A 20,387-nucleotide genomic window follows, 5' to 3' on the forward strand; every position below is an offset into this window, starting at 1 on the left:
TGCGGGGTGCTGTCCCGGGTTCCGGTTGCCGGGTGTCCCCGGTGCCCGGTCGGGGGCACCGGCGGCACCCGGACCGCCGGGGGCACCGGGTCCCTGCGTTCCGGTGCGGCCGGCGCCGGGACGCTCCGGTCCGCGGGCACGCGGTCCGGCCGGCGTGAACAGTCCGCCGGGCGGCATCGCACCGGGCGGGGTCGGCCCGGGCTGGTGGGGACCGGGCCGCTGCCCGGCGTCGCCGCTCGGCGGGCGCGCGCCGTCCGACCGCTCCGGCTCGTCGGCGCGGGAGGCGCCGTTGCGCCGGACGCCGTTGCGCGGGCTTCCGTTGCGCGGGCTCCCGTTGGCCCGGCCACCCGGGCCGGGGGCCTCCCCCTGGCCCGGCCGGAACGGCGGCCGGCCGCCGTGGGTGTGCGGGTCCCAGCCGGTGGAGGGCAGCCGGCTGGGGCCGCGGACGCCCCCGGTGTCCGGCAGCTGCGTCCCCGGCCCGCCCGACGCGGCACCCGAACCGGAGCCGGCGACGGTACCCGGAGCCGAGCCGGACGCAGTCCCCGGAGCAGAACCGGCTGCGGTGCCCGTAGCGGCGTCGGACGCGGTGCCCGAAGCAGCGCCCGCGGAAGCGCCATCAGCTGCGCCCGCAGCAGTGCCATGCGCAGCGCCCGCAGCAGTGCCATGCGCAGCGCCCGCAGCAGTGCCATGCGCAGCGCCACTGCCAGTGCCAGTGCCGGCGGCACCACCCGGAGCAGCGCCCGCGGCGGAGCCGGACGCAGGACCCGGAGCGGAGCCTGCGGCTGGGTCGGACGCAGCGCCCGGAGCAGCGCCCGCAGCAGGGTCGGACGCGGGGCCCGGACCGGATCCCGCGGCAGTGCCCGAAACAGGGCCCGACGCGGAGCCGTCGGCAGATCCAGAAGCAGATCCCGGAGCCGATTCCGCACCAGTGCCCGCGGCAGAGCCCGAGACAGAGCTCCCGACGGAGCCCGAGACAGAGTTCCCCGCGCTGCCCGGGACGGCGTTCCCGGCAGCACCCGGAGCGGAGTCCCCGACGGTGCCCGACGCACTGCCCGAACCGGCGCCGGACGCCGAGCCCGCGGCACCCCCGGCGGATTCGTGGGGCGGACCCTCGGCGGAGCCGGATGCGGAGCCCTCGGCCGCCTGCCCACCGGCGGGCGCCACCGGGTCCGCAGACCCGGGCTCCGCCTGCGGGGAGCCGGTACCCGGGGCGGCGATCCCCGCCCGGGCGCCCGGGCCCATCGGGGCGGGTCCATCGGCGGGCGGCGCGGCCGGGCCACCGGGCTCCCCCGCACCCCCGTCCGGCCGGGACCCGGTTGCCTCCGGTGCGTCCGGGACGATCTCGAACGCCGCCGTCGGCCCGGCGGGTTCCGGGCCGGGCGCGCCGGCGCCGGTCCGCCGCTCGGGGCCGGACACCTCCAGTCGGACGGTCCGCCGCTCCCCCCGCGACGGCCGGGACGGACCGGGACGGCCCGGGCCGTCCGGCCGTCCGAACAGCACTCCGTCCGGCTCGACCGGCCCGGTCTGCGCCGGGCGTCCCATCGTCGGCCGCCGGGGCGGGCCGTCGGCGGCGCCCGGGGCGGCCGGGTCGGCGCCGTGGCCGTCCCGGCCCGCGCCGGGTCCGCCGGTGCCGCGGTTACCGCCGGTGTGATCCGTGCCCGTCACGCTCTCGTGCCCCTCGCGTCGTCCGACTTCATCTGCTCCCGGCCCGCAGGAGCGTTCTCATCGTGCCGCCCACCGTGACGACGGCCCCGGCGCCCGGTAGGGCTCCGGCAACGGCAGCCGCAGCAGCTTCGCCACCCGGCCCTGCCCGTCCTTGCGGAGGGCCGCGACGGCCTCCGGTTCGTGCCGGGCGGCGTTGGTGAGCAGCCCGAACAGGAACATGGTCACCACCAGCGAGGTCCCGCCGGAGGAGATCAGCGGCAGCTGCAGCCCGGTCACCGGGAGCAGCCCCACGACGTATCCGATGTTGATGGCGGCCTGGACCACCAGGCCGGTTGTCGAGGTCGCCACGACGATCCGCAGCCACGGGTCGGTGTTGCGGGCCGCGATCCGCATCCCGGTGTAGGCCAGGGTCGCGAACAGCGCCAGCACCGCGAACGCGCCGACCAGGCCGAGTTCCTCGCCGATGATCGCGAAGATGAAGTCGTTGTGCGCGTTCGGCAGGTAGTCCCACTTGGCCCGGCCCTGGCCGAGGCCGACCCCGAGCAGCCCGCCGTCGGCCAGCGCGTAGAGCGCCTGCGTCGCCTGGTAGGCGGGGCCCAGCGGATCGGCGGTGGCCGGCGAGAGGAACGCGGTGATCCGGCTCGCCCGGTAGCCCGCGGTCAGCCCGAGGATCACCGCGCCGGCCAGCCCGCCGCCGGCGATCAGCGCGAGCAGCTTGACCGGGGCGCCGCCGAAGTAGAGCAGCGCCAGCATCACGATGCCGATCGAGATGGTCATGCCCAGGTCGGGCTGCAGCACGAGCAGCGTGAAGACCAGCAGGGTGACCGGGACGACCGGGTTCAGCGCGTGCTTCCAGCGGTGCATCACCGCCCGCCGGGCGACCAGCACGTGCGCGCCCCACAGCGTCAGCGCGATCTTGATGGCCTCGGACGGCTGCAGCGACACCGGCCCGATCGCGAACCAGGAGCGGGCGCCGCCGCGGACCACGCCGATCCCCGGGATCAGCACCGCGACCAGCGCGACGATGCCGACGATCAGCAGCACCGGGGCGGCCGAGCGCAGCGTCGCCGGCCGGACCCGCAGGCCGACGTAGAACAGCACCAGGCCGACCGCGCAGAACATGAGCTGCCGGGTGAACACCGAGTACGACGAGCCGCCGGCCGACACCGCGGACGCCGACAGCACCATGACCAGGCCGAACAGCGTGAGTAGGCCGAAGACGCCGAGGATCAGGTGCAGCGAGGTGAGCGGGCGGCGCAGCCAGCGCCGCAACCGGCGCGAGCCGCCGCGGATCCCGCTGACCAGGGCCGCACCCGCGGTCCGGCGCGGCCCGGAGCGCGGTACCGCCGGGCTCACCGGCCACCGTCCAGCGCGGCGACGGCCGCCGCGAACGCCGCACCGCGGTGCGCGTAGTCGCGGAACTGGTCCATCGAGGCCGCCGCCGGAGCGAGCAGCACGACGTCGCCCGGACGGGCGATCGCAGCCGCCCGCCGAACCGCCTCGGGCATCGGATCCGGCTGGTCGGAGGGCACCATGACCCCATCGTGACGCTGCCCGACCTCCACGACCGGGAGATCAGGGGTGTGTCGCGCAAGGGTCTCGACGATCGGCGCCCGGTCCGTCCCGATCACGACGATCCCGGCCAGCTGCGCCGCCCGCGCCGCGGCGAGCTCGCCGAGCGCATCCGGTGCGACCCCCTTGAGCAGCCCGCCGACCACCCAGACCGTGCGCGCGCCCGGGCGGCGGGCGGCGATCGCGGCCAGCGCCGCCGCTGCCGCGTGCGGGTTGGTGGCCTTCGAGTCGTCGAGGTAGTCGACCCCGGCGTGCGTCCCGACCGGGGCACTGCGGTGCGGGCCCGGGGTGAACGACGCGAGCGCCCGCCCGATCGGCCCGGTGCCGACCCCGTAGGCCCTGGCCAGCGCGGCCGCGGCGAGCGCGTCGGTGATCCCGGGCGGTCCGGGCGGCACGACGGCGCCGGCGGCGACCAGCTCCCCGCCGCCGAACGCGCGATCGACCAGCATCCCGCCGGACACACCCAGCTGGTCGGGGCCCGGCTCGTCGAGGGTCACCCCGATCCGGCGGGCGGCCGGTGCGGCGGCCAGCAGCCGGGCGGCCACCGGATCGTCCACCCCGGCGACGGCGACGTCCCCGACCAGCGCGGCGGCCTTCGCCGCAGCGTAGCCGGCCGCCCCGCCGTGCCAGTCGAGATGATCCTCGGCGACGTTCAGCACCACCCCGGCCAGCGGGCGGACCGACGGCGACCAGTGCAGCTGGAAGCTGGACAGCTCGACGGCGAGCACCTCGTGGCCCGCGGCGACCGCGCTCACCACGGGATAGCCGATGTTACCGCAGGCGATCGCGTCCAGCCCGGCGGTGTGCAGGACGGCGGCGAGCATCTCGGTGGTGGTCGTCTTGCCGTTGGTGCCGGTGACCACCAGCCAGGCCGGCGGCTTGCCGGTCAGCTCGCCGAGCCGCCAGGCCAGCTCCGGCTCGCCGATCACCTCGGCGCCGGCCGCGGCGGCCTCGGCGACCAGCGGGTGGTCCGGGCGCCGGCCGGGCGAGGTGACGACGGTGCGCACGCCGTCCGGCAGGCCGGGCCCGGCCCAGGCGCGCACGCCGTCGGGCAGCCCGGCCAGCGCCGCGGGGCGGTCGTCGGAGACGAACACCGGGGAACCGGCGTCGCGCAGCGCCACCGCGGCGGCCAGCCCGGACACGCCGGCCCCGGCGACGAGCACCGGACCGCCGGCCGCCGGCTCGCTCACGCCGAACCCGATGCGGCGAGCCACTCGCTGTAGAAGATCCCCAGCCCCATCGCCGCGCAGATCGCGGCGAGCAGCCAGAACCGGATGATGACGGTCGTCTCGGCCCAGCCGGCCAGCTCGAAGTGGTGGTGGAACGGCGCCATCCGGAACAGTCGCCGGCGCGACGTGCGGAACACCAGGATCTGCAGCGACACCGACAGCGCCTCGACCACGAACACACCACCGATGACGACCAGCAGCAGCTCGGTGCGGGTCACGATGGACAGCCCGGCGAGCAGCCCGCCCAGCGCCAGCGAGCCGGTGTCGCCCATGAAGATCCGGGCCGGTGCGGCGTTCCACCAGAGGAAGCCGATGCAGCCGCCCATCGCGGCCGCGGCGACCAGGCCGACGTCGAGCGGGTCGCGCACCTCGTAGCAGCCGGCGGACGCGGCGATCGCGCAGCTGTTGCGGAACTGCCAGAAGGCGATGATCACGTAGGTGCCGAGCACCATCGCGGCGGTGCCCGCGGCCAGGCCGTCCAGCCCGTCGGTCAGGTTCACCGCGTTCGACCAGGCCGCGACGATCAGGTTGCACAGCAGCACGAACCCGACCACGCCGAAGCTCAGCACGGTGATGTCCCGGACGAACGACAGGCTCTCCGAGGCCGGGGTCAGGTTCCGCTCGTTGGCGAACCGGACGGCCAGGATGCCGAAGATCGTCGCCGTGAGGACCTGGCCGACGATCTTCGACGTCTTGTTGAGGCCCAGGTTGCGCTGGCGGCGGATCTTGAGGAAGTCGTCGATGAACCCGACCAGGCCCAGCGCGGTTGTCAGGAACAGCACCAGCAGCGCGGACGCGGTGATCGGTTCCCGGGTGAAGGCGTGCGAGCCCAGGTAGCCGACCCAGATGGCGATCAGGATCGCGACGCCGCCCATCGTCGGCGTGCCGCGCTTCGACTGGTGGCTCTGCGGGCCGTCCTCGCGGATCTCCTGGCCGAAGCCCTGCTTGGCGAAGAACCGGATCAGGTACGGGGTCAGCAGGATGGACACCGCGAGCGCGAGGCCCGCGGCCAGGAAGACGCCCCTCACCGGCGCACCAGCCCGTCGGTCGCCAGCAGCCCGGCGGCGACCCGCTCCAGCCCTGCGCTGCGGGACGCCTTCACCAGCACCACGTCGCCGGGCTCGATCTCGGCGCGCAGCAGGGCCAGCGCGGCCCCGACGTCGTCGACGTGCTCGGCGTCCGGGCCGTAGTCGGGGGCGCCGACCGCGACCACCCGGCGCACGCCGGTGTCCCGGGCGCGCCGGGCCGCCGTGGCGTGCTCCCCGGCCGCGCCGTCGCCGATCTCGGCCATCGGGCCGAGCACCGCCCAGGCCCGGCGGTCGGTCCCGGCGATCGAGGTCAGCGCGGAGATCGCGGCGGCCATCGCCTCCGGGTTGGCGTTGTAGGCGTCGTTGACGACGGTGACGCCATCGGCCCGGTCGGTCACCTCCATCCGCCAGCGCGACGCCGGGGTGGCCGCCGACAGCGCGGCGGCGGCCTGCTCCGGGGTGCCGCCCAGCTCCAGTGCGACGGCCGCCGCGGCCAGCGCGTTGGCGACCTGGTGCCCGCCGACCAGCTGCAGCCGGACCTGCGCCGACCCGGCCGGGGTGACCAGCCGGAACGACGCCCGCCCGGCGTCCAGGACGACCTGCTCGGCCCGCACGTCCGCGGCCGCGGAGCGGCCGAACAGCACCACCCGGGCGGAGGTGCGGTCGCGCATCGCGGCGACCGCGTCGTCGTCGGCGTTCAGCACGGCGACGCCGCCGCGGTCGCCCGGCAGGTCGCCCGGCGGCAGCGCCTCGACCAGCTCGCCCTTCGCCCGGGCGATCCCGGCCCGCGAGCCGAACTCGCCCAGGTGCGCGGATCCGACGTTGAGCACCACCCCGATCCGGGGCGGGGCGACCGCGCAGAGCGCGGCGATGTGCCCGGTGCCGCGGGCCGAGAACTCCAGCACCAGGTGCCGGGTCGCGGCGTCGGCGCGCAGCGCGGTCCACGGGGTGCCGAGCTCGTTGTTGAACGACTCCGGCGGGGCGACGGTGCGGCCCAGCGGCGCCAGCACCGCCGCGATCAGGTCCTTGGTGGAGGTCTTCCCGGCGCTGCCGGTGACCCCGACGACGGCGAGCCCGGGCAGCGCACCGAGCACGTGCCGGGCGAGCCTGCCGAGCCCGGCGAGCACCGCCGCACCGTGCCCGTCCGGGTCGACCGCGCCCAGGTAGGTGTGCGCGTCGCGGGCGGCGGCGGGCGGCACGACGACAGCGGGCGCATCGACCTCGCGGCCGGCGAGCACGCTCGCGCCGCGGGCCGCCGCGGCGGCGGCGAAGTCGTGACCGTCGGCCCGCTCCCCGGGCAGCGCCAGGAACAGCCCGCCCGGCCCGACCACCCGCGAGTCGAACTCGACCGCGGTCACCGTGGTCGCCGCGGCATCCGCCTCGGTCAGCCGGTGCAGCCTGCCGCCGGTCACCGCGGCGACCTCGGCCAGCGTCATCTCGATCATCGCCCGCTCGTCTCCACCGGCTCGGTCCGTCCTCCTGTCATGGCACCCGACGTCGTCACGAGGCCGCCCGGATCGCGGCGACCAGCTCGTCGGCGTCGTCGAACGGGTACTTGACCCCGTGCACCTCCTGGCCCGTCTCGTGCCCCTTCCCGGCGATCACCACCGCGTCGCCGGGGCGGGCCGAGCGCACGGCGTAGACGATCGCACTCCGACGGTCGCCGATCTCGATCACGTCCCCCCGGGCGGGCTCGTGGGTGGCGCCGTCGAGCATCGCCCGCCGGATCGCGACCGGGTCCTCGCTGCGCGGGTTGTCGTCGGTGATCACCAGCAGATCGGACCGGATCGCCGCGGCGGCCCCCATCAGCGGCCGCTTGCCGGTGTCCCGGTCGCCGCCGCAGCCGAGCACCGTCAGTACCCGGGCGTGCGGCTTGATCTGCGCGCGGAGCGCGTCGAGCAGCGCGGCGACGGCGGCCGGCTTGTGCGCGTAGTCGACCACGGCCAGCCACGGCTGCCCGGCGTCCACCCGCTGCATCCGGCCGGGCACCGACAGCTGCGCGAAGCCCTCCGCGGTGACCTGCGGCGGGATCCCGTCGGCGTCCAGGCAGGCCAGCGCGACCAGCGCGTTCGCCACGTTGTACCGGCCGGGCAGGGCGAGCGTCACCGGCTGGGCGAGGCCGCCGGGGCCGATCGCGGTGAAGGTCTGGGTGCCGTCCGGGTGAGCGGCGAGATCGCGCACCGTCCAGGTGGCGTGCGGGCCGTCGTCGGCCGCGCTGACGGTGACCGCCTCCGGCCGGCGGGCGGCCAGCCGGCGGCCCCACTCGTCGTCGATGCAGACGACGCCGTGCCGGGCCGGCTCCACACCGGCTCCGCCGCCGACGAGCAGCCGGGCCTTGGCCTCGAAGTACTCGGCCATCGTCGGGTGGAAGTCCAGGTGGTCCTGGGAGAGGTTGGTGAAGGCACCGGCGGCGAACCGGGTGCCGCCGACGCGGCCCAGTGCCAGCGCGTGGCTGGACACCTCCATCGCGACGTCGGTGACGCCCGCATCCACCATCACCGCGAACAGGGCCTGCAGGTCCGGGGCCTCCGGAGTGGTGAAGGCGCTGGGCAGCGCCCGCGGCTCGTGCCCGGGCACCCGCACCCGGGTGCGGACGGTGCCGAGCAGCCCGCTGGCCCGGCCCGCGGCGGCCAGTCCGGCCTCCAGCAGGTGCCCGACGGTGGTCTTGCCCGAGGTACCGGTGACACCCAGCACCCGCAGCCGGGCGGTCGGCTCGCCGTACACGGCGGCCGACACCGGGCCGAGCACCTCCCGCGGGTCCGGGTGCACCAGGACGGGCAGCCGGGAGTGCCGGATCTCGGGCCGGTCGGCGCCCGCCGGATCGGTCAGGACGGCGGCGGCGCCCGCCGCGATCGCCTGCGCAGCGAAGTCGGCGCCGTGCGCCCGCGCGCCCGGCAGCGCGGCGAACAGATCGCCGGGCCGCACCGACGCGGCGCGCAGCGTCACCCCGGTGACGGTGTGCGGGCCGGCCGCGGCGTCGAGCAGCGGGCCGGGGCCCGCTCCGGCGGTGCGCGGGTTGAGCTCGGCTCCGGCCAGCCGCCCGAGCAGGGCGACGTCGACCGGGCGCACCATCTCCGGGCGGTCCGGGAGCGAACCGGGGTGCCCGCTCATCGACGGGATCCCGGTGTCGACGTTCCCGGCCGGGGTGGCGTACGCAGCGTGGACGTCGGGCACAGCGCGGGAGGTTACCGACCGCCGGGGGTCGCCCTCCGGCCGGATCCGGCGGTCGCGACCGCTCACGGGCCGGGCCGCGCCGGACGGCGGGACGAGCGCCGTCGCAGACCCGGACGGCAGGCCGGATACGCCCGTCCGGCGCAGGCATCCGGCCGGTCGACGGGCCGCGTCCCGCGCATCCCGTGACGGCCGCGGCCGGCCGGACGGTCGGACGGCCGCCGGGACCGCCGGGCGCTTCCGGCCGGGTCCCGGCCGCCCGGGCGGCGCTCACGGCAGCTGCAGGGTCTGCACCCGCGGCGGCTCGCTCTGCACCGGGATCCGGTCCCGCTGGGCCAGGTAGGACGCGATGTCGTGGAACAGCGGCGCCGCGCTGGTGCCCCCGCGGGGGGCGTCGAGCATGATCCCGACCACGAACCGCGGATCCTGCGCCGGGAGCATCCCGGCGAAGGTGATCCAGTACTGGGAGCGCGAGTAGGCGCCGGTCTCCGGGTCGACCTGCTGCGCGGTGCCGGTCTTGCCCGCCACCTCGTACCCGGCGACGGCCGCTGCCGGGCCGGTCCCGGCCTGCCCGCGCTCGTTCTGGGTGACGGCGGTCAGCATCGTGCGCAGGGTCTGCGCGTTCTCCGGGGACATCACCCGCACCGGCTCGGGTGCCTCGGTGGGCACCCGGACGCCGTCCGGTCCCTCGGTGGCCGCGACCACCCGCGGCGGTACCCGGAGGCCGTCGTTCGCGATCGCCTGGTACATCCCGGCCATCTGCAGCACGGTCATCGACAGACCCTGCCCGATCGGCAGGTTGCCGAAGGTGGAGCCGGACCAGGTGGCGCGCGGCGGAACCGAGCCCGCGCTCTCACCGGGCAGCCCGACGCCGGTCCGCTGCCCGACCCCCATCCGGGTGAGCATGTCGGAGAACGCGTCCTCGCCGACCTTCTGGGCGGTCATCAGGGTGCCGACGTTCGACGACTTCGCCAGCACGCCGGTGAGCGTGTAGCGCTCGACGCCGTGCGCCCAGGCGTCCCGGATGGTGCGGTCGGCGACCTGGATCTGACCGGGGACCTCCAGCACGTCCTCCGGTTGCACGACGCCCGCCTCGAGCGCGGCCGCCATCGCGACCACCTTGTTCACCGAGCCGGGTTCGAACGGCGTGGTGACGCCCTTGTTGCCCAGCGTCGCCGGGTCGGCCTCCAGCAGGTTCCCCGGGTCGAACGAGGTGTTGTCGGCCAGTGCCAGCACCTCGCCGGTCTCCCGGTCCAGCACGACGGCCGAGCCGCTGCGGGCGCCGGACTCGGCGGCGTAGCCGGCCAGCATCCGCTGCACCTGGAACTGCAGGTCCGAGTCGATCGTGAGCTGCACGTCGGAACCGGACACGGCGGGCTGCTCGGACCGCACGCTGCCCGGGATGACGGTGCGGCTGCCCTCGGCGGTGTCGGCGATCTGGAAGCCGTCCCGGCCGGCCAGCAGGTCGTCGTCGGCGGACTCCAGGCCGATCCGGCCGACCAGCTTCTGGGCGTCGGCGCTCCAGGTGGCCGCACCGATGATGTTCGACGCGAGGTTCCCGCCGGGGTACTGGCGGGCCTCCCGGCTCTCCTCGGCGATCTCCGGGAACCGCTCGCGCAGCTCGCGGGCCGGGGCCGGGTCGACCGCGGTGGCCAGCACGATGTAGCCGCGGTCGCGGGCCAGCGCCCGCCGGAGCTCCTCGGGATCGCCGCCGGTGACCCCGGCGACCGCGTCGGCCATCGCGTTCTTGTAGTCGACGGCCTCGGCGCCCCGGGTCCGGTTGATCAGCCTCGGGTTGGTGACGAGCGCCTTCGACTCGGTGGAGAACGCGAGGACGTTGCCGTCCCGGTCGGTGATCGAGCCGCGCTCGGCCGGGATGACGATCCGGCTGGCGCGCTGCTTCTCCGCGTCCGCCGTCAGCGAGCCGGCCTGGACGGTCTGCACCACCACCAGCTTCGCGCCGGAGACCAGCAGCAGCGCGGCGAGCAGCACCCAGGCCAGCCGGAGCCGGAAACGCGGGTCGTCGGCGGCCGAACGCCTGCGCCGGGGCGGGCCGCCGCGGGGCGGCCCACCGCCGTACCCGGGGCGGCGGCCCCGGGGTGGTGCGTAGGTCATCAGTCCTGACCGCCCGCCGCACGGGCGTCGGCCGGGACCTCGCGATCGGCTCCCTCCTGCCGGTCGATGTCGGCACCGGCCTCGGCGCCGGCCGCCGCGGCGGCGTCGCCGCCCTCGGCCTCCGGGTCGGAGGTGCCGCCGCCGGGCACGGCCTGCGGCTGGGCCGCCTCCGGTGCGGCCGGATCTGCCGGCGCGGCCGGGTCGCCGGGTGCGGCCGGGTCCGGGGCAGGCGGGGCAGGCGGTGCGACGGGCGCCGCGGCCCGGGGCTCGCCGACCACCTCGACCTGCCCGTCCGGCCCGACGACCAGCCGGGCCGGGTCGGACACCGGGACCATGCCCTGGGCGGCGGCGCGCTCGGCCAGCGAGCCGGGGCTCTGCAGCACCGTCACCTCCTTGCGGAGGGCCTCGGAGCGCTCGGTCAGCGCGGCGGTCTGCTGCCGCGCCTCCTGCAGCCGGTAGGAGTCGGCGGCCGCCGCGGTGGACAGCCACAGCGTGGCGATCAGGCCGACCGCCAGCAGCACCATCACGACCAGCACGAACTTCGCGCGGCCGGTGTTCTCCCTGGCCACGGCGCGGGTGCGGCGCTGCTCCTGGGCGCGCCGGTTCTCGCCCGGACCGCGCTGTGCCGGGATCCGGGGCGGCGCCGCCGCCCGGCGGGCCTGCGGACGTGGCCGGGTACCGGGCGTCCCCGGGCGATCGATGACGGGTGTGCTCATCGGTTCCTGCCTCTCCGCCGTGCCCTGCCGCTGGTGGTGTCCGTCGTGACGGTGGTCATGACGCCACCCGTTCCGCTGCCCGCAGCCGCACCGGGGCGGCCCGCGGGTTGCGCGCGATCTCGGTGTCGGTCGCCGTCTCCGAGCCGCGGGTCAGCAGCCGGAACTCCGGCTCGTGCCCGGGCAGCTCGACCGGCAGGTCGAGCGGGGTGCGCGACCGGGTGCGCTCGGCGAGTGCCCGCTTGGTCATCCGGTCCTCCAGCGAGTGGTAGGACAGCACGACGATCCGGCCGCCCGGCGCGAGCGCGTCGAGGGCGGCGGGCAGCGCGCCGCGCAGTGCGTCCAGCTCGGCGTTCACCTCGATCCGCAACGCCTGGAAGGTCCGCTTCGCCGGATGCCCGCCGGTCCGGCGGGAGGCGGCCGGGACGACCGCGTAGAGCAGCTCGACCAGCTCGGCGCTGCGGGTGAACGGGGTGGTCGCGCGGTTGCGCACGATCGCGTTCGCGATCGGCCCGGCGAACCGCTCCTCGCCGTACTCGCGCAGGATCCGGCGCAGCTCGGGCGCGGAGTAGCTGTTGAGGACGTCGGCGGCGGTCGGCCCGGTCGTCGGGTCCATCCGCATGTCGAGATCGGCGTCGCGGGAGTAGGAGAATCCGCGGGCGGTCTCGTCGAGCTGCAGCGAGGAGACGCCGAGATCGAACAGGATGCCCTGCACACCGTCGATCCCGAGCTCGGCGAGCACCTCGCCGATCCGGTCGTACACGGCGTGCACCGGGCGGAACCGGTCGGTGAAGGCGGTGAGCCGCCTGCCCGCGATCTCCAGGGCCTGCGGGTCCCGGTCGAGGCCGACCAGGGTGAGCTGCGGGTACGCGGCGAGCAGGGCCGCGGCATGGCCGCCCATGCCGAGGGTGGCGTCCACGTGCACGGCGCCGGGTCCTGCGAGCGCAGGACCGAGGAGCTCGCTGGCGCGGTCGAGGAGGACCGGGACGTGCCGCTCGCCGGGCGCGGGCCCATCAGCGTCGTACGCGCCGTCGTTCGCGCCGTCGTGGATCGCGCCGTCGCCGTCGTCGGGAGTACCTGCCACGTCCCACCCCCGAGTCGTGCGTGCCGTCCGTCCCCCGTGGCCGTCCGGTCTGCCGGTTCCGGTCCCGGCCCGGTCGGGCCGGAACCGGTCGGACCAGTCCCTGGGTGCACCGCTCGCGCCGGTTCCCACAACCGGCATGCGATGCGCCTGTGGACAACGGCCGCCATCCCGCCACCCGAACTCCCCAGTCAGGGTGGGCGCCGGCGCCGTCCCCACCCGGGGGCCGTGCCGGTGAGGACCTGGCACCGGGGAAGGTGTGCCAGGGCCGCCGATCACGGCACCCGGGTCGGGACGGCGACGGTGATGCCGTCCGTCGTGTTGCATGCGATGCCGTTCCTCTCCCCCGCCCGCCAGCGGGGGTCAGAACAGCCCGGGCAGAACCTCCTCCTGCGCCTTCGCGAACTCGTTCTCGTGCTGCTCCTGGTACTCCTGCCAGGCCTGCGCGTCCCAGATCTCGGCGCGCGTGAACGCGCCGATCACCACGCAGTCCTTGGTCAGTCCGGCGTACCGGCGCAGCTCGGACGTGATCGCGATCCGGCCCTGGCCGTCGGGGTTCTGCTCGTCGGTGCCCGAGAAGAGGTTCCGCTGGAAGACCCGCGCCGACTCGTTGGTCAGCGGCGCCGCGGCGATCTTGCGTGCCATCTCGGTGAAGGCGTCACGGGTGAACACGTAGAGGCAGTGGTCCTGCCCTTTCGTGATCATGCAGCCGCCTCGCAACTCGTCGCGGAATTTCGCGGGCAGCGTGAGCCGCCCCTTGTCGTCCAGCTTCGGGGTGTAGGTGCCGAGGAACACCGACCCCACCTCCACCTGGGGCACCTGTTCGCCCCAGCGATCACCACACTACCCCACAACCACCCACCGTCAACCCGAGATGATTCCCGCACCTCCTGTTCATCGACTGTTTCCGCAGGTGAGAGGCAGTGGGGGGTGGTGGGGAGCCACCCGGTAGCGCGACCCCGGAGCGACCGTGGAGGGCCCGGACGGCCGGATCGGGCACTCCGCTCCCTCGCCGGCGTCGTCGCAGGTCGAAGGGGTTGTGCCGGGTCCGGTGCGGGCAGCCGGTGGGGAAGGGTGGGGCAGCCGGTGGGAGCGGGTGAGGACACCGGTGGGGAGTGGTGGGGCGGCGGGTGGGAGGCCGGTGGGGACGCCGGTGGGGACGCCGGCCCCGGCGTTCGACCGGGCCCCGCCCGCCCCGCCGCCCGGAGCAGCACCGCGCCGGATCTGATGACCCGTCCGGCCGTAGCCCGGCGGCCGGACGGCGGCGGCCGATCACGATCGGGCGACGTTTGACAGACTGGTCGTGCCCCGTCATCCCTTGAGGAGGCCCGTTGTCCTCGAGCGCACCCTCTGCGCCGTCCGTGCCGTCCGTCCCGTCCCCGCAGCCCGGGGTGCCGGGCCGCCGCGCGGAACCGACCGGCGCCACCCCCGGGTACGGCGCGGACCAGCTCGACGTCGGCGCGGTCGCCGAGGTCGCGGGCCGGATCGCCGGAACCGTCGGCCGGGTGATCGTCGGCAAGCCCGAGGCGATCCGGCTCGCGCTGGTCGCGATGCTCGCCGAGGGCCACCTGCTCGTCGAGGACGTGCCCGGCGTCGGCAAGACCTCGCTGGCGAAGGCGCTCGCCCGCTCCGTCGACGGCGCCGTGAGCCGCATCCAGTTCACCCCGGACCTGCTCCCCGGCGACATCACCGGCACCTCGATCTACAACCGGCAGACCTCGGAGTTCGAGTTCCGGCCCGGCCCGGTCTTCGCGAACGTCGTGATCGCCGACGAGATCAACCGGGCGTCGCCGAAGACCCAGTCCGCGCTGCTCGAGTGCATGGCCGAGCACCAGGTCACCGCCGACGGCGGCACCTACCCGCTCGGCGACCCGTTCATGGTCGTCGCCACCCAGAACCCGGTCGAGATGGACGGCACCTACCCGCTGCCCGAGGCCCAGCGCGACCGGTTCACCATCCGGATCAGCGTCGGCTACCCGGACCCGGCCGCGGAGCTCGCCATGCTCGACGAGCACGGCACCGACCAGCCGCTGGAGCGGATGCGGCCGGTCACCGACCTGCACACGCTGCGGTCCATGGTCGCCACCACCCGCGCCCTGCACACCGCGGCCGAGGTCCGCCGGTACTGCGTGGAGATCGTCGGCGCGACCCGGCGACTGCCCGAGGTGCGGCTCGGCGCGTCGCCGCGCGCGACGCTGCACCTGCTGCGCGCCGCCCGGGCGTGGGCGGCCACCGCCGGGCGCGGCTACGTCATCCCGGACGACGTCCAGGCGGTCGCCGTGCCGGTGCTGGCGCACCGGCTGATCCTCGGCCCGGAGGGGGTCGCCGCCCGCCGTTCGACCACCGATCTGGTGCGCGGCGCGCTGGGCCGGGTCGCGGTGCCCTCCCCGCCGCGGAGCTGACGTGACGGTGTCCTCCGGGACCGGCCGGTCCGCCCCGGCCCGCCCGCCGGTGGGGCAGGCCGCCGCGCCCGCCGCCCGCAGCGCCGCCCCCGGCGAGCGCGCGGACCCGACCCCCGGCCCGCTCGCCCACCGGCCCGGCATCGCCCGCCGGGAGCGGCCCGCCGGGCTGACGGTGCGCGGCCGCAGCCTGCTCGCCGGCGGACTGGCGATGGTCGTCTGCGCGGTCGTCCTCGACGAGCGCGACCTGGTGCGGGTCGGCGCGTTCGTCGTGCTGCTGCCGCTGCTCGCGCTGCTCGTCGCGCTCCGGTCCCGGCGCACGCTGCAGGTCACCCGCATCCTGGAGCCGTCCCGGATCCAGGCGGGCGAGGCGGGCACCGCGCTGCTCCGGATCGCCGGCGGATCGCTGCTGGGCTCGCTCCGGATCGCCGACACCGTGCCGGACGCGGCGGGCCCCTCGGACCGCTATCCCCCGCGCTTCACCGTGCACCGGCTCGGCCGCCGCGGCGCCCGGGTCGGCTACCCGCTGCGGCCCGCGGTCCGCGGCGCCTACCGGATCGGTCCGCTGCGCGGACGCGGCACCGACGCGCTCGGCCTCGCCGAGTTCCGGCACGACGTCCTCGCCGCCGACCGCTGGCTGGTGCTGCCCCGGGTCACCCCGCTCACCGGGCGGCCCGCGCTGACCTCCACCGCGGCCGGGCGGGGCGCCGAGGGCGGCAGCCGGCCGGGCGCGGGCACCCCGGACGTGCTGATCCGGCCGTACCGGCAGGGCGACGAGCTGCGACGGGTGCACTGGCGCTCCAGTGCCCGGCGCGACGAGCTGATGGTCCGGCTCGACGACCGGCCGGACCCGACCGGCGTGACGCTGCTGCTCGACCGGCGCGACGCCGCGCACCGCTGGCACGGCGCGCGGTGCAGCCTGGAGTGGGCGGTCGAGTTCACCGCCAGCGTCGCCGTGCACCTGCTGCGCCGTGGCGAGGCCGTCACCCTGGTCGACGAGTCCGGCACCCGGCTCGACGACGGCGGCGGCATCCTGGACGCGGTCTCCGGCGAGGACGCCGTCCCGCAGCGCCTCGAGACGCTGGCCGTGCTCCGGCCGTCGGCGACCGCTGCGCTGGGCGGCGCCCCCGATCCGGGCACCGGGCAGCCGGACGGTGTACTCGCCGTGCTCGGTGCCACCGCACCGCAGGACGTCACCGCGCTGGTCGCGGCCTGGCCGCGAGGCGGCCACGCGATCCTGCTCGACGTCGACGACTGGTCCTCCGGCACCTCCCCCGGCCGGCCCGCCGCGCTCGCCGCCGCCGCCCTGCGCCGGGCCGGCTGGCAGTCCACCGTGGTGTCCGGCGGGACGACCGTGCAGCGGGCCTGGGCCGACGCCTGCGGCACGCAGACCGCGCCCGGCGGGATCCGGTGAGCGCCCCCGCGACGCTCCCGCCGCCGTCGACCGCCCCGGCGCCGGGCGGGCCGCCCACCCCGCCCGGGAACGCCCTGCTGGGGCCGGTGGCGTCCGCGCTGGCGGTGCTGCTCGCCGGATCGGCCACCGGCGCCGTCGTGCAGGGGTTCGGCTGGCTCGGGTACGCGGTGCTCGCGGTCGCGGTGACCGCCGCCACCGGTGGCCTGCTGCTCGCGTTCCGGCCTGCGCTCGCCGCGCCGGGTCAGCTCCTCGCGCTGGTGCTGCTGGGCACCGGCCTGTTCACCGGCAGCGGCGTGCTCGGCGTGCTGCCCGGCCCGGCCGCGCTGGGCGAGCTGGCCGCGCTGCTCGGCGGCGCGGGCGCCCAGATCGACACCGGGCTCCCGCCGGTCGCCGCGACGCCGGAGATCCTGCTGCTGGTCACGCTCGGGTTCGGTGCGCTGACGATCGCGGTGTTCGGGCTCGCGGTGACCATCGGCGCGCCCGCCGCGGCCGGGGTGCCGCTGCTCGTCGTGTTCGCGGTGCCGGTCGCGCTGCAGTCCGAGCTGCTCCCGTGGTGGTCGCTGGTCGCAGCGGCCGCCGGGTTCGGCGTGCTGCTGCTCCTGCGGCCGGAGCGGTTGCGGCAGGCGCCGGCCGGTGCCGCGGTGGTCGCCGTCGCGGTCGCCGGGGCGCTGCTCGCCGGTGCCGCGGCGACCGCCGTCGGCACCGCGGGGCGGTTCGACGCGGCCGGTGGCGCCGGGGCGGGCGCCGGCGCCGACGGGTCGATCGGGCTGAGCCCGTTCACCTCGCTGCGCGGCCAGCTGACCCGCAGCGAGCCGCGCGAGCTGTTCCGGGTCCGCGGTATGGACGCTCCGGCCTACCTGCGCGCGCTGACCCTGCAGACCTACGTCCCGCAGGAGGGCTGGACCGCCGGCCGTCCGCAGCCCGGCATCCCGCTGACCGGGCCGCTCCCGCCGTCCACCTCGGGGCCCGCCGCCGAGCAGACGGTCCAGGTGGACAATCTCGGGTTCCGCGACTACTGGCTGCCGGTGTTCGGCGACCCGACGGCGATCGACGTCGGCCCGGAGGGCTGGGCCTACGACGCCTCGGGCGGCATCGCCTACAGCGAACGGCCGCGCGAGGAGGAGGGCTGGTCGCAGTCGATGCGGCTGCCCGAGCCCTCCGCCGAGCAGCTACGCGGCGCGTCCGGCCCGGTCACCGTGGACCGCGCCTACCTCGACACCGAGGGCGTCGATCCGCGGGTGGTGCAGATCGCGTGGGACGTGACCGCGGGCGCCACCAACCCGTTCGACCGAGCGATGGCGATCGAGAACCACTTCACCGGCCCGGACTCCCCGTTCACCTACAGCCTGGCGACCGCGCCCGGTGCCGGCGACGACGCCCTGGTCGACTTCCTGACCGTCGGGCGGACCGGGTACTGCGAGCAGTACGCCTCGGCGATGGCGGTGATGCTGCGGGCCGTCGACGTGCCGGCCCGGGTGGCGGTCGGGTTCACCGCGGGCACCGACGGGCCGGACGGCCGGACGATCTCCACCGAGAACGCGCACGCCTGGGTCGAGGCCTGGTTCCCCGGCTACGGCTGGATGACGTTCGACCCGACACCGCTGGCCGACGGGCAGACCATCGAACCCGGCTACGTCCAGCAGGCCCAGGAGCAGGACGGCGGGGTGCCCGCGCAGGAGCAGCCGGCGCCGGAGCCCGCGCAGGAGCAGCCGGCGGACGGCGGGGACGCCGCGCCGGAGCCGCCGGCCCCCGCCGAGGGGCAGCCCGCGACGACCGCCGGTGGCGGGTCGCCGTGGGTCACGCTGGTCGTCGTCGCGGCGCTGGTGGCCGGTCTGGTGCTGCTCGCGCTGACCCCCGGCCTGTGGCGGCGACGGCAGTACGTCCGCCGGGCCGGGCTGGCCCGCGCCGGTGGGACGGGTGCGGCCGCGGCGGCCTGGGAGGAGATCCTGGCCGCGTCCCGGGACCACGGGGTGCCCGTCCCGCCGGAGGACACCGTCCGCGCGGCCGCCGCGCGGATCACCGAACGGCACGGTCTGACCGGCCGCCCGTCCGCGGCGCTGGCCGAGCTGGCCGGCCGGGTGGAGGCGAGCTGGTACGGCGGTGTGCTGCCCGGGCCGGAGACCCTCGACGGCCTGGTCGACGAGGTGCGAGCCGCGATCGCCGCCGGTGGCGGCTCGCTGCGCTCCCGGATGCTGCCGCCGTCGGTGGTGCCCTCGGTGCCGTCGGCCGGGCGGGGCCGGGCCGGCCGTGCCGATCAGGACGATCCGGGGCCCACCACCCGGGACTGAACCGGACCGACCCGGCCGGTGGCCGGGTCGAGCCGGTGCCCCGGCCGGGGACGCGCGCCGCTGGTCAGCCCTCGTACGGCTCAGCGCCTCGTACGGCTCAGCGCCTCGTACGACTCAGCTCCCCGTACGACGACGGCGGGGCGGGACATCGCGATGATGTCCCGCCCCGCCGTGATGACGTGGAGGTGGGGTCACTCCTGCTCGAAGCGACGCCGGAAGCGCTCCTCCATCCGACCGGTGAAGCCACCGTTCTCGCCGCCGGACTTCGGGTCCTTGGGCGCCTCGGCACCTCCCTCGGCCTCGGCGTCCTGACCGCGGGCCCCGATCGAGGTCACCGCGAGCAGTGCACCGCCCAGCATGGCGAGGAATCCGACGACGCTGAGCACCGGGATGTCGCCCAGGTACAGCGCCTGGAACGGAATCCCGGCCACGAGCAGGACGAGGCCCAGCACGAAGACGACGGCCCCCTGGATGCGGCGCCGACGAGCAGGCTTGCTCATCCGGTTGCCGCTCACAGAAGAGGCGAACTTCGGGTCCTCCTGGTAGAGGGCCCGTTCGATCTGTTCGAGCAGGCGCTGCTCGTGCTCGGAGAGCGGCATGCCTTCACCTCCGGAACACGAATCGGACGGTAGGTCGCCCCGATCCGGGCTTCCCGGCCCCGATCGGCACGACGGGCGCCCCACCTGGGCGTCTGGACATAAGAGTACGAGGCGAATCGTGCTGCGACCACCCGGACCGGGCAACCTGCTCGGCTGATCGTCGAGCGGGCGGCGCGGCGCGGCGTGTCACCGGTCACGCGGGTGCCGGCCGGACCACCCGGACGGCGGCGGATCCGCAGGTCGACGGTGGTGGCACGGTCACCGTGGGCGACCGTCCGCCGGCCGTCCGGGGCGTCAGGATGCCGTCAAGACGCCGCGCGACCCGGGTTCAGAACCGCCGGGCGAGCAGATGCAACCGCGGAGCGACCTCACCCAGGGCCGGGACGGCCGACGCCAGCATGTCCAGTTCGTCATGCTCGTCCCGACCGGCCGGTTCGCCTTCCTGTCCGGGGCCGGGCAGCCACGCCTCCAGGGTCCCGTCGCCCTGCAGCACCTCGACGTCCAGCCGGCCGGTGCCGGCGGCCAGCTCGCGCAGCAGGGCCGCGTCGAACCGGCGCAGCAGCCGGTCCTCCGGGCCGGTCCGGCCGTCCGGGTCGGTCAGCAGCTGCCGGGCCTCGGCGAGCCGGCCGGCGGCGACCCGGCCGATGAAGGCGCCGTAGCGGCCTGCGGTGAGCACCGACACGCCGCCCCCGGGGGCCGCCGCCGACGCCAGCGCGGTGAGCACCCGGCCCGGTTCGTCGACGACCTCCAGCAGCCCGTGCCCGAGCACGAGGTCCGCGCCGTCGGCGGGCGCCACGTCGGCGAGCGTGTCCACGTCACCGTTCACCGGGGTGATCCGGTCGGTGACGGCCGCCTCGCGGGCCCGGCGGGCCAGCGTGGCCAGCGCGTTCGGGCTGGTGTCCACGACGGTGACGGTGCAGCCCGCGGCGGCCAGCGGCACCGCCCAGGTGCCACTCCCCCCGCCGACGTCCAGCACCCGGGGAGCGGCGCCGGTCCCGCGGCGGACGCGCTCGACCTCCCTGTCCAACACCCGGAACACGGCGGCACCGCGCGCTGCTCCGGCCTGCTCCCGTGTCGGCGATCCCACGCCGGCAGCCTAGTGGTCACCGGACC

14 protein-coding genes are annotated in these 20,387 nt (G+C 76.5%); 3 read left to right on the plus strand and 11 right to left on the minus strand.

All coding sequences use genetic code 11. The annotated features are described in order from the left end of the window. Positions 1-1,722 precede the first annotated feature (1,722 nt). The 9 genes from ftsW to mraZ all read right to left on the minus strand — a co-directional run bounded on the left by ftsW (position 1,723) and on the right by mraZ (position 13,369). Positions 1,723-3,021: a putative lipid II flippase FtsW gene (gene ftsW / locus ABZ881_RS04910; protein ID WP_358481878.1), complete on the minus strand. Its 1,299-nt coding sequence runs from the start codon at positions 3,019-3,021 to the stop codon at positions 1,723-1,725. Next, positions 3,018-4,427, minus strand: a complete 1,410-nt coding sequence (gene murD / locus ABZ881_RS04915; protein ID WP_358481880.1) for a UDP-N-acetylmuramoyl-L-alanine--D-glutamate ligase — start codon at positions 4,425-4,427, stop codon at positions 3,018-3,020. The genes ftsW and murD overlap by 4 nt, the downstream gene beginning before the upstream one ends. Further along, complete coding sequence (gene mraY, locus ABZ881_RS04920; RefSeq protein WP_344018828.1) at positions 4,424-5,494, minus strand: phospho-N-acetylmuramoyl-pentapeptide-transferase; 1,071 nt, start codon at positions 5,492-5,494, stop codon at positions 4,424-4,426. The genes murD and mraY overlap by 4 nt, the downstream gene beginning before the upstream one ends. Beyond that, complete coding sequence (gene murF / locus ABZ881_RS04925) at positions 5,491-6,939, minus strand: UDP-N-acetylmuramoyl-tripeptide--D-alanyl-D-alanine ligase (protein ID WP_358481882.1); 1,449 nt, start codon at positions 6,937-6,939, stop codon at positions 5,491-5,493. Before murF ends, mraY begins: the two co-directional genes overlap by 4 nt. 55 nt (positions 6,940-6,994) lie before the next feature. Further along, positions 6,995-8,605: a UDP-N-acetylmuramoyl-L-alanyl-D-glutamate--2,6-diaminopimelate ligase gene (locus ABZ881_RS04930; RefSeq protein ID WP_358482102.1), complete on the minus strand. Its 1,611-nt coding sequence runs from the start codon at positions 8,603-8,605 to the stop codon at positions 6,995-6,997. A gap of 330 nt (positions 8,606-8,935) precedes the next feature. Beyond that, on the minus strand, positions 8,936-10,780 hold the full coding sequence (locus ABZ881_RS04935; RefSeq protein WP_358481883.1) for a penicillin-binding protein 2: 1,845 nt from the start codon (positions 10,778-10,780) through the stop codon (positions 8,936-8,938). Then, on the minus strand, positions 10,780-11,496 hold the full coding sequence (locus tag ABZ881_RS04940; RefSeq protein WP_358481885.1) for a hypothetical protein: 717 nt from the start codon (positions 11,494-11,496) through the stop codon (positions 10,780-10,782). Before ABZ881_RS04940 ends, ABZ881_RS04935 begins: the two co-directional genes overlap by 1 nt. Positions 11,497-11,551: 55 nt before the next feature. Continuing rightward, positions 11,552-12,544: a 16S rRNA (cytosine(1402)-N(4))-methyltransferase RsmH gene (gene rsmH / locus ABZ881_RS04945; protein WP_358482103.1), complete on the minus strand. Its 993-nt coding sequence runs from the start codon at positions 12,542-12,544 to the stop codon at positions 11,552-11,554. A gap of 393 nt (positions 12,545-12,937) precedes the next feature. Continuing rightward, positions 12,938-13,369 (minus strand): division/cell wall cluster transcriptional repressor MraZ, encoded by a 432-nt coding sequence (gene mraZ / locus ABZ881_RS04950; protein ID WP_344019334.1) that lies wholly within the window; start codon positions 13,367-13,369, stop codon positions 12,938-12,940. A gap of 689 nt (positions 13,370-14,058) precedes the next feature. Between mraZ and ABZ881_RS04955 the strand changes: the two genes are divergently transcribed. Genes ABZ881_RS04955 through ABZ881_RS04965 form a run of 3 tightly spaced genes read left to right on the plus strand, consistent with a single transcriptional unit; the run spans position 14,059 to position 18,675 of the window. Next, positions 14,059-14,976, plus strand: a complete 918-nt coding sequence (locus ABZ881_RS04955; protein ID WP_358482104.1) for a MoxR family ATPase — start codon at positions 14,059-14,061, stop codon at positions 14,974-14,976. A gap of 1 nt (position 14,977) precedes the next feature. Next, on the plus strand, positions 14,978-16,387 hold the full coding sequence (locus ABZ881_RS04960) for a DUF58 domain-containing protein (protein ID WP_358481886.1): 1,410 nt from the start codon (positions 14,978-14,980) through the stop codon (positions 16,385-16,387). Beyond that, complete coding sequence (locus tag ABZ881_RS04965) at positions 16,384-18,675, plus strand: DUF3488 and transglutaminase-like domain-containing protein (RefSeq protein ID WP_358481888.1); 2,292 nt, start codon at positions 16,384-16,386, stop codon at positions 18,673-18,675. Before ABZ881_RS04960 ends, ABZ881_RS04965 begins: the two co-directional genes overlap by 4 nt. Positions 18,676-18,866: 191 nt before the next feature. Here ABZ881_RS04965 and ABZ881_RS04970 read toward each other — a convergent pair whose 3' ends face one another. Then, positions 18,867-19,274, minus strand: a complete 408-nt coding sequence (locus ABZ881_RS04970; protein ID WP_358481889.1) for a DUF3040 domain-containing protein — start codon at positions 19,272-19,274, stop codon at positions 18,867-18,869. 328 nt (positions 19,275-19,602) lie between these two features. After that, a complete protein-coding gene (locus ABZ881_RS04975) occupies positions 19,603-20,361 on the minus strand; it encodes a class I SAM-dependent methyltransferase (protein ID WP_358481890.1) in 759 nt (252 codons plus the stop codon). Positions 20,362-20,387 lie beyond the last annotated feature (26 nt).

The organism is Pseudonocardia sp. NPDC046786 (genome assembly GCF_040645415.1).
Classification (GTDB): Bacteria; Actinomycetota; Actinomycetes; order Mycobacteriales; family Pseudonocardiaceae; genus Pseudonocardia; species Pseudonocardia kongjuensis.

Excerpts from the sequence above, each read along its gene's own strand:
- murF (WP_358481882.1), bottom strand. The coding sequence starts at position 6,939 with ATGATCGAGATGACGCTGGCCGAGGTCGCCGCGGTGACCGGCGGCAGG.
- ABZ881_RS04930 (WP_358482102.1), bottom strand. The coding sequence starts at position 8,605 with ATGAGCGGGCACCCCGGTTCGCTCCCGGACCGCCCGGAGATGGTGCGC.
- ABZ881_RS04935 (WP_358481883.1), bottom strand. The coding sequence starts at position 10,780 with ATGACCTACGCACCACCCCGGGGCCGCCGCCCCGGGTACGGCGGTGGG.
- ABZ881_RS04940 (WP_358481885.1), bottom strand. The coding sequence starts at position 11,496 with ATGAGCACACCCGTCATCGATCGCCCGGGGACGCCCGGTACCCGGCCA.
- ABZ881_RS04970 (WP_358481889.1), bottom strand. The coding sequence starts at position 19,274 with ATGCCGCTCTCCGAGCACGAGCAGCGCCTGCTCGAACAGATCGAACGG.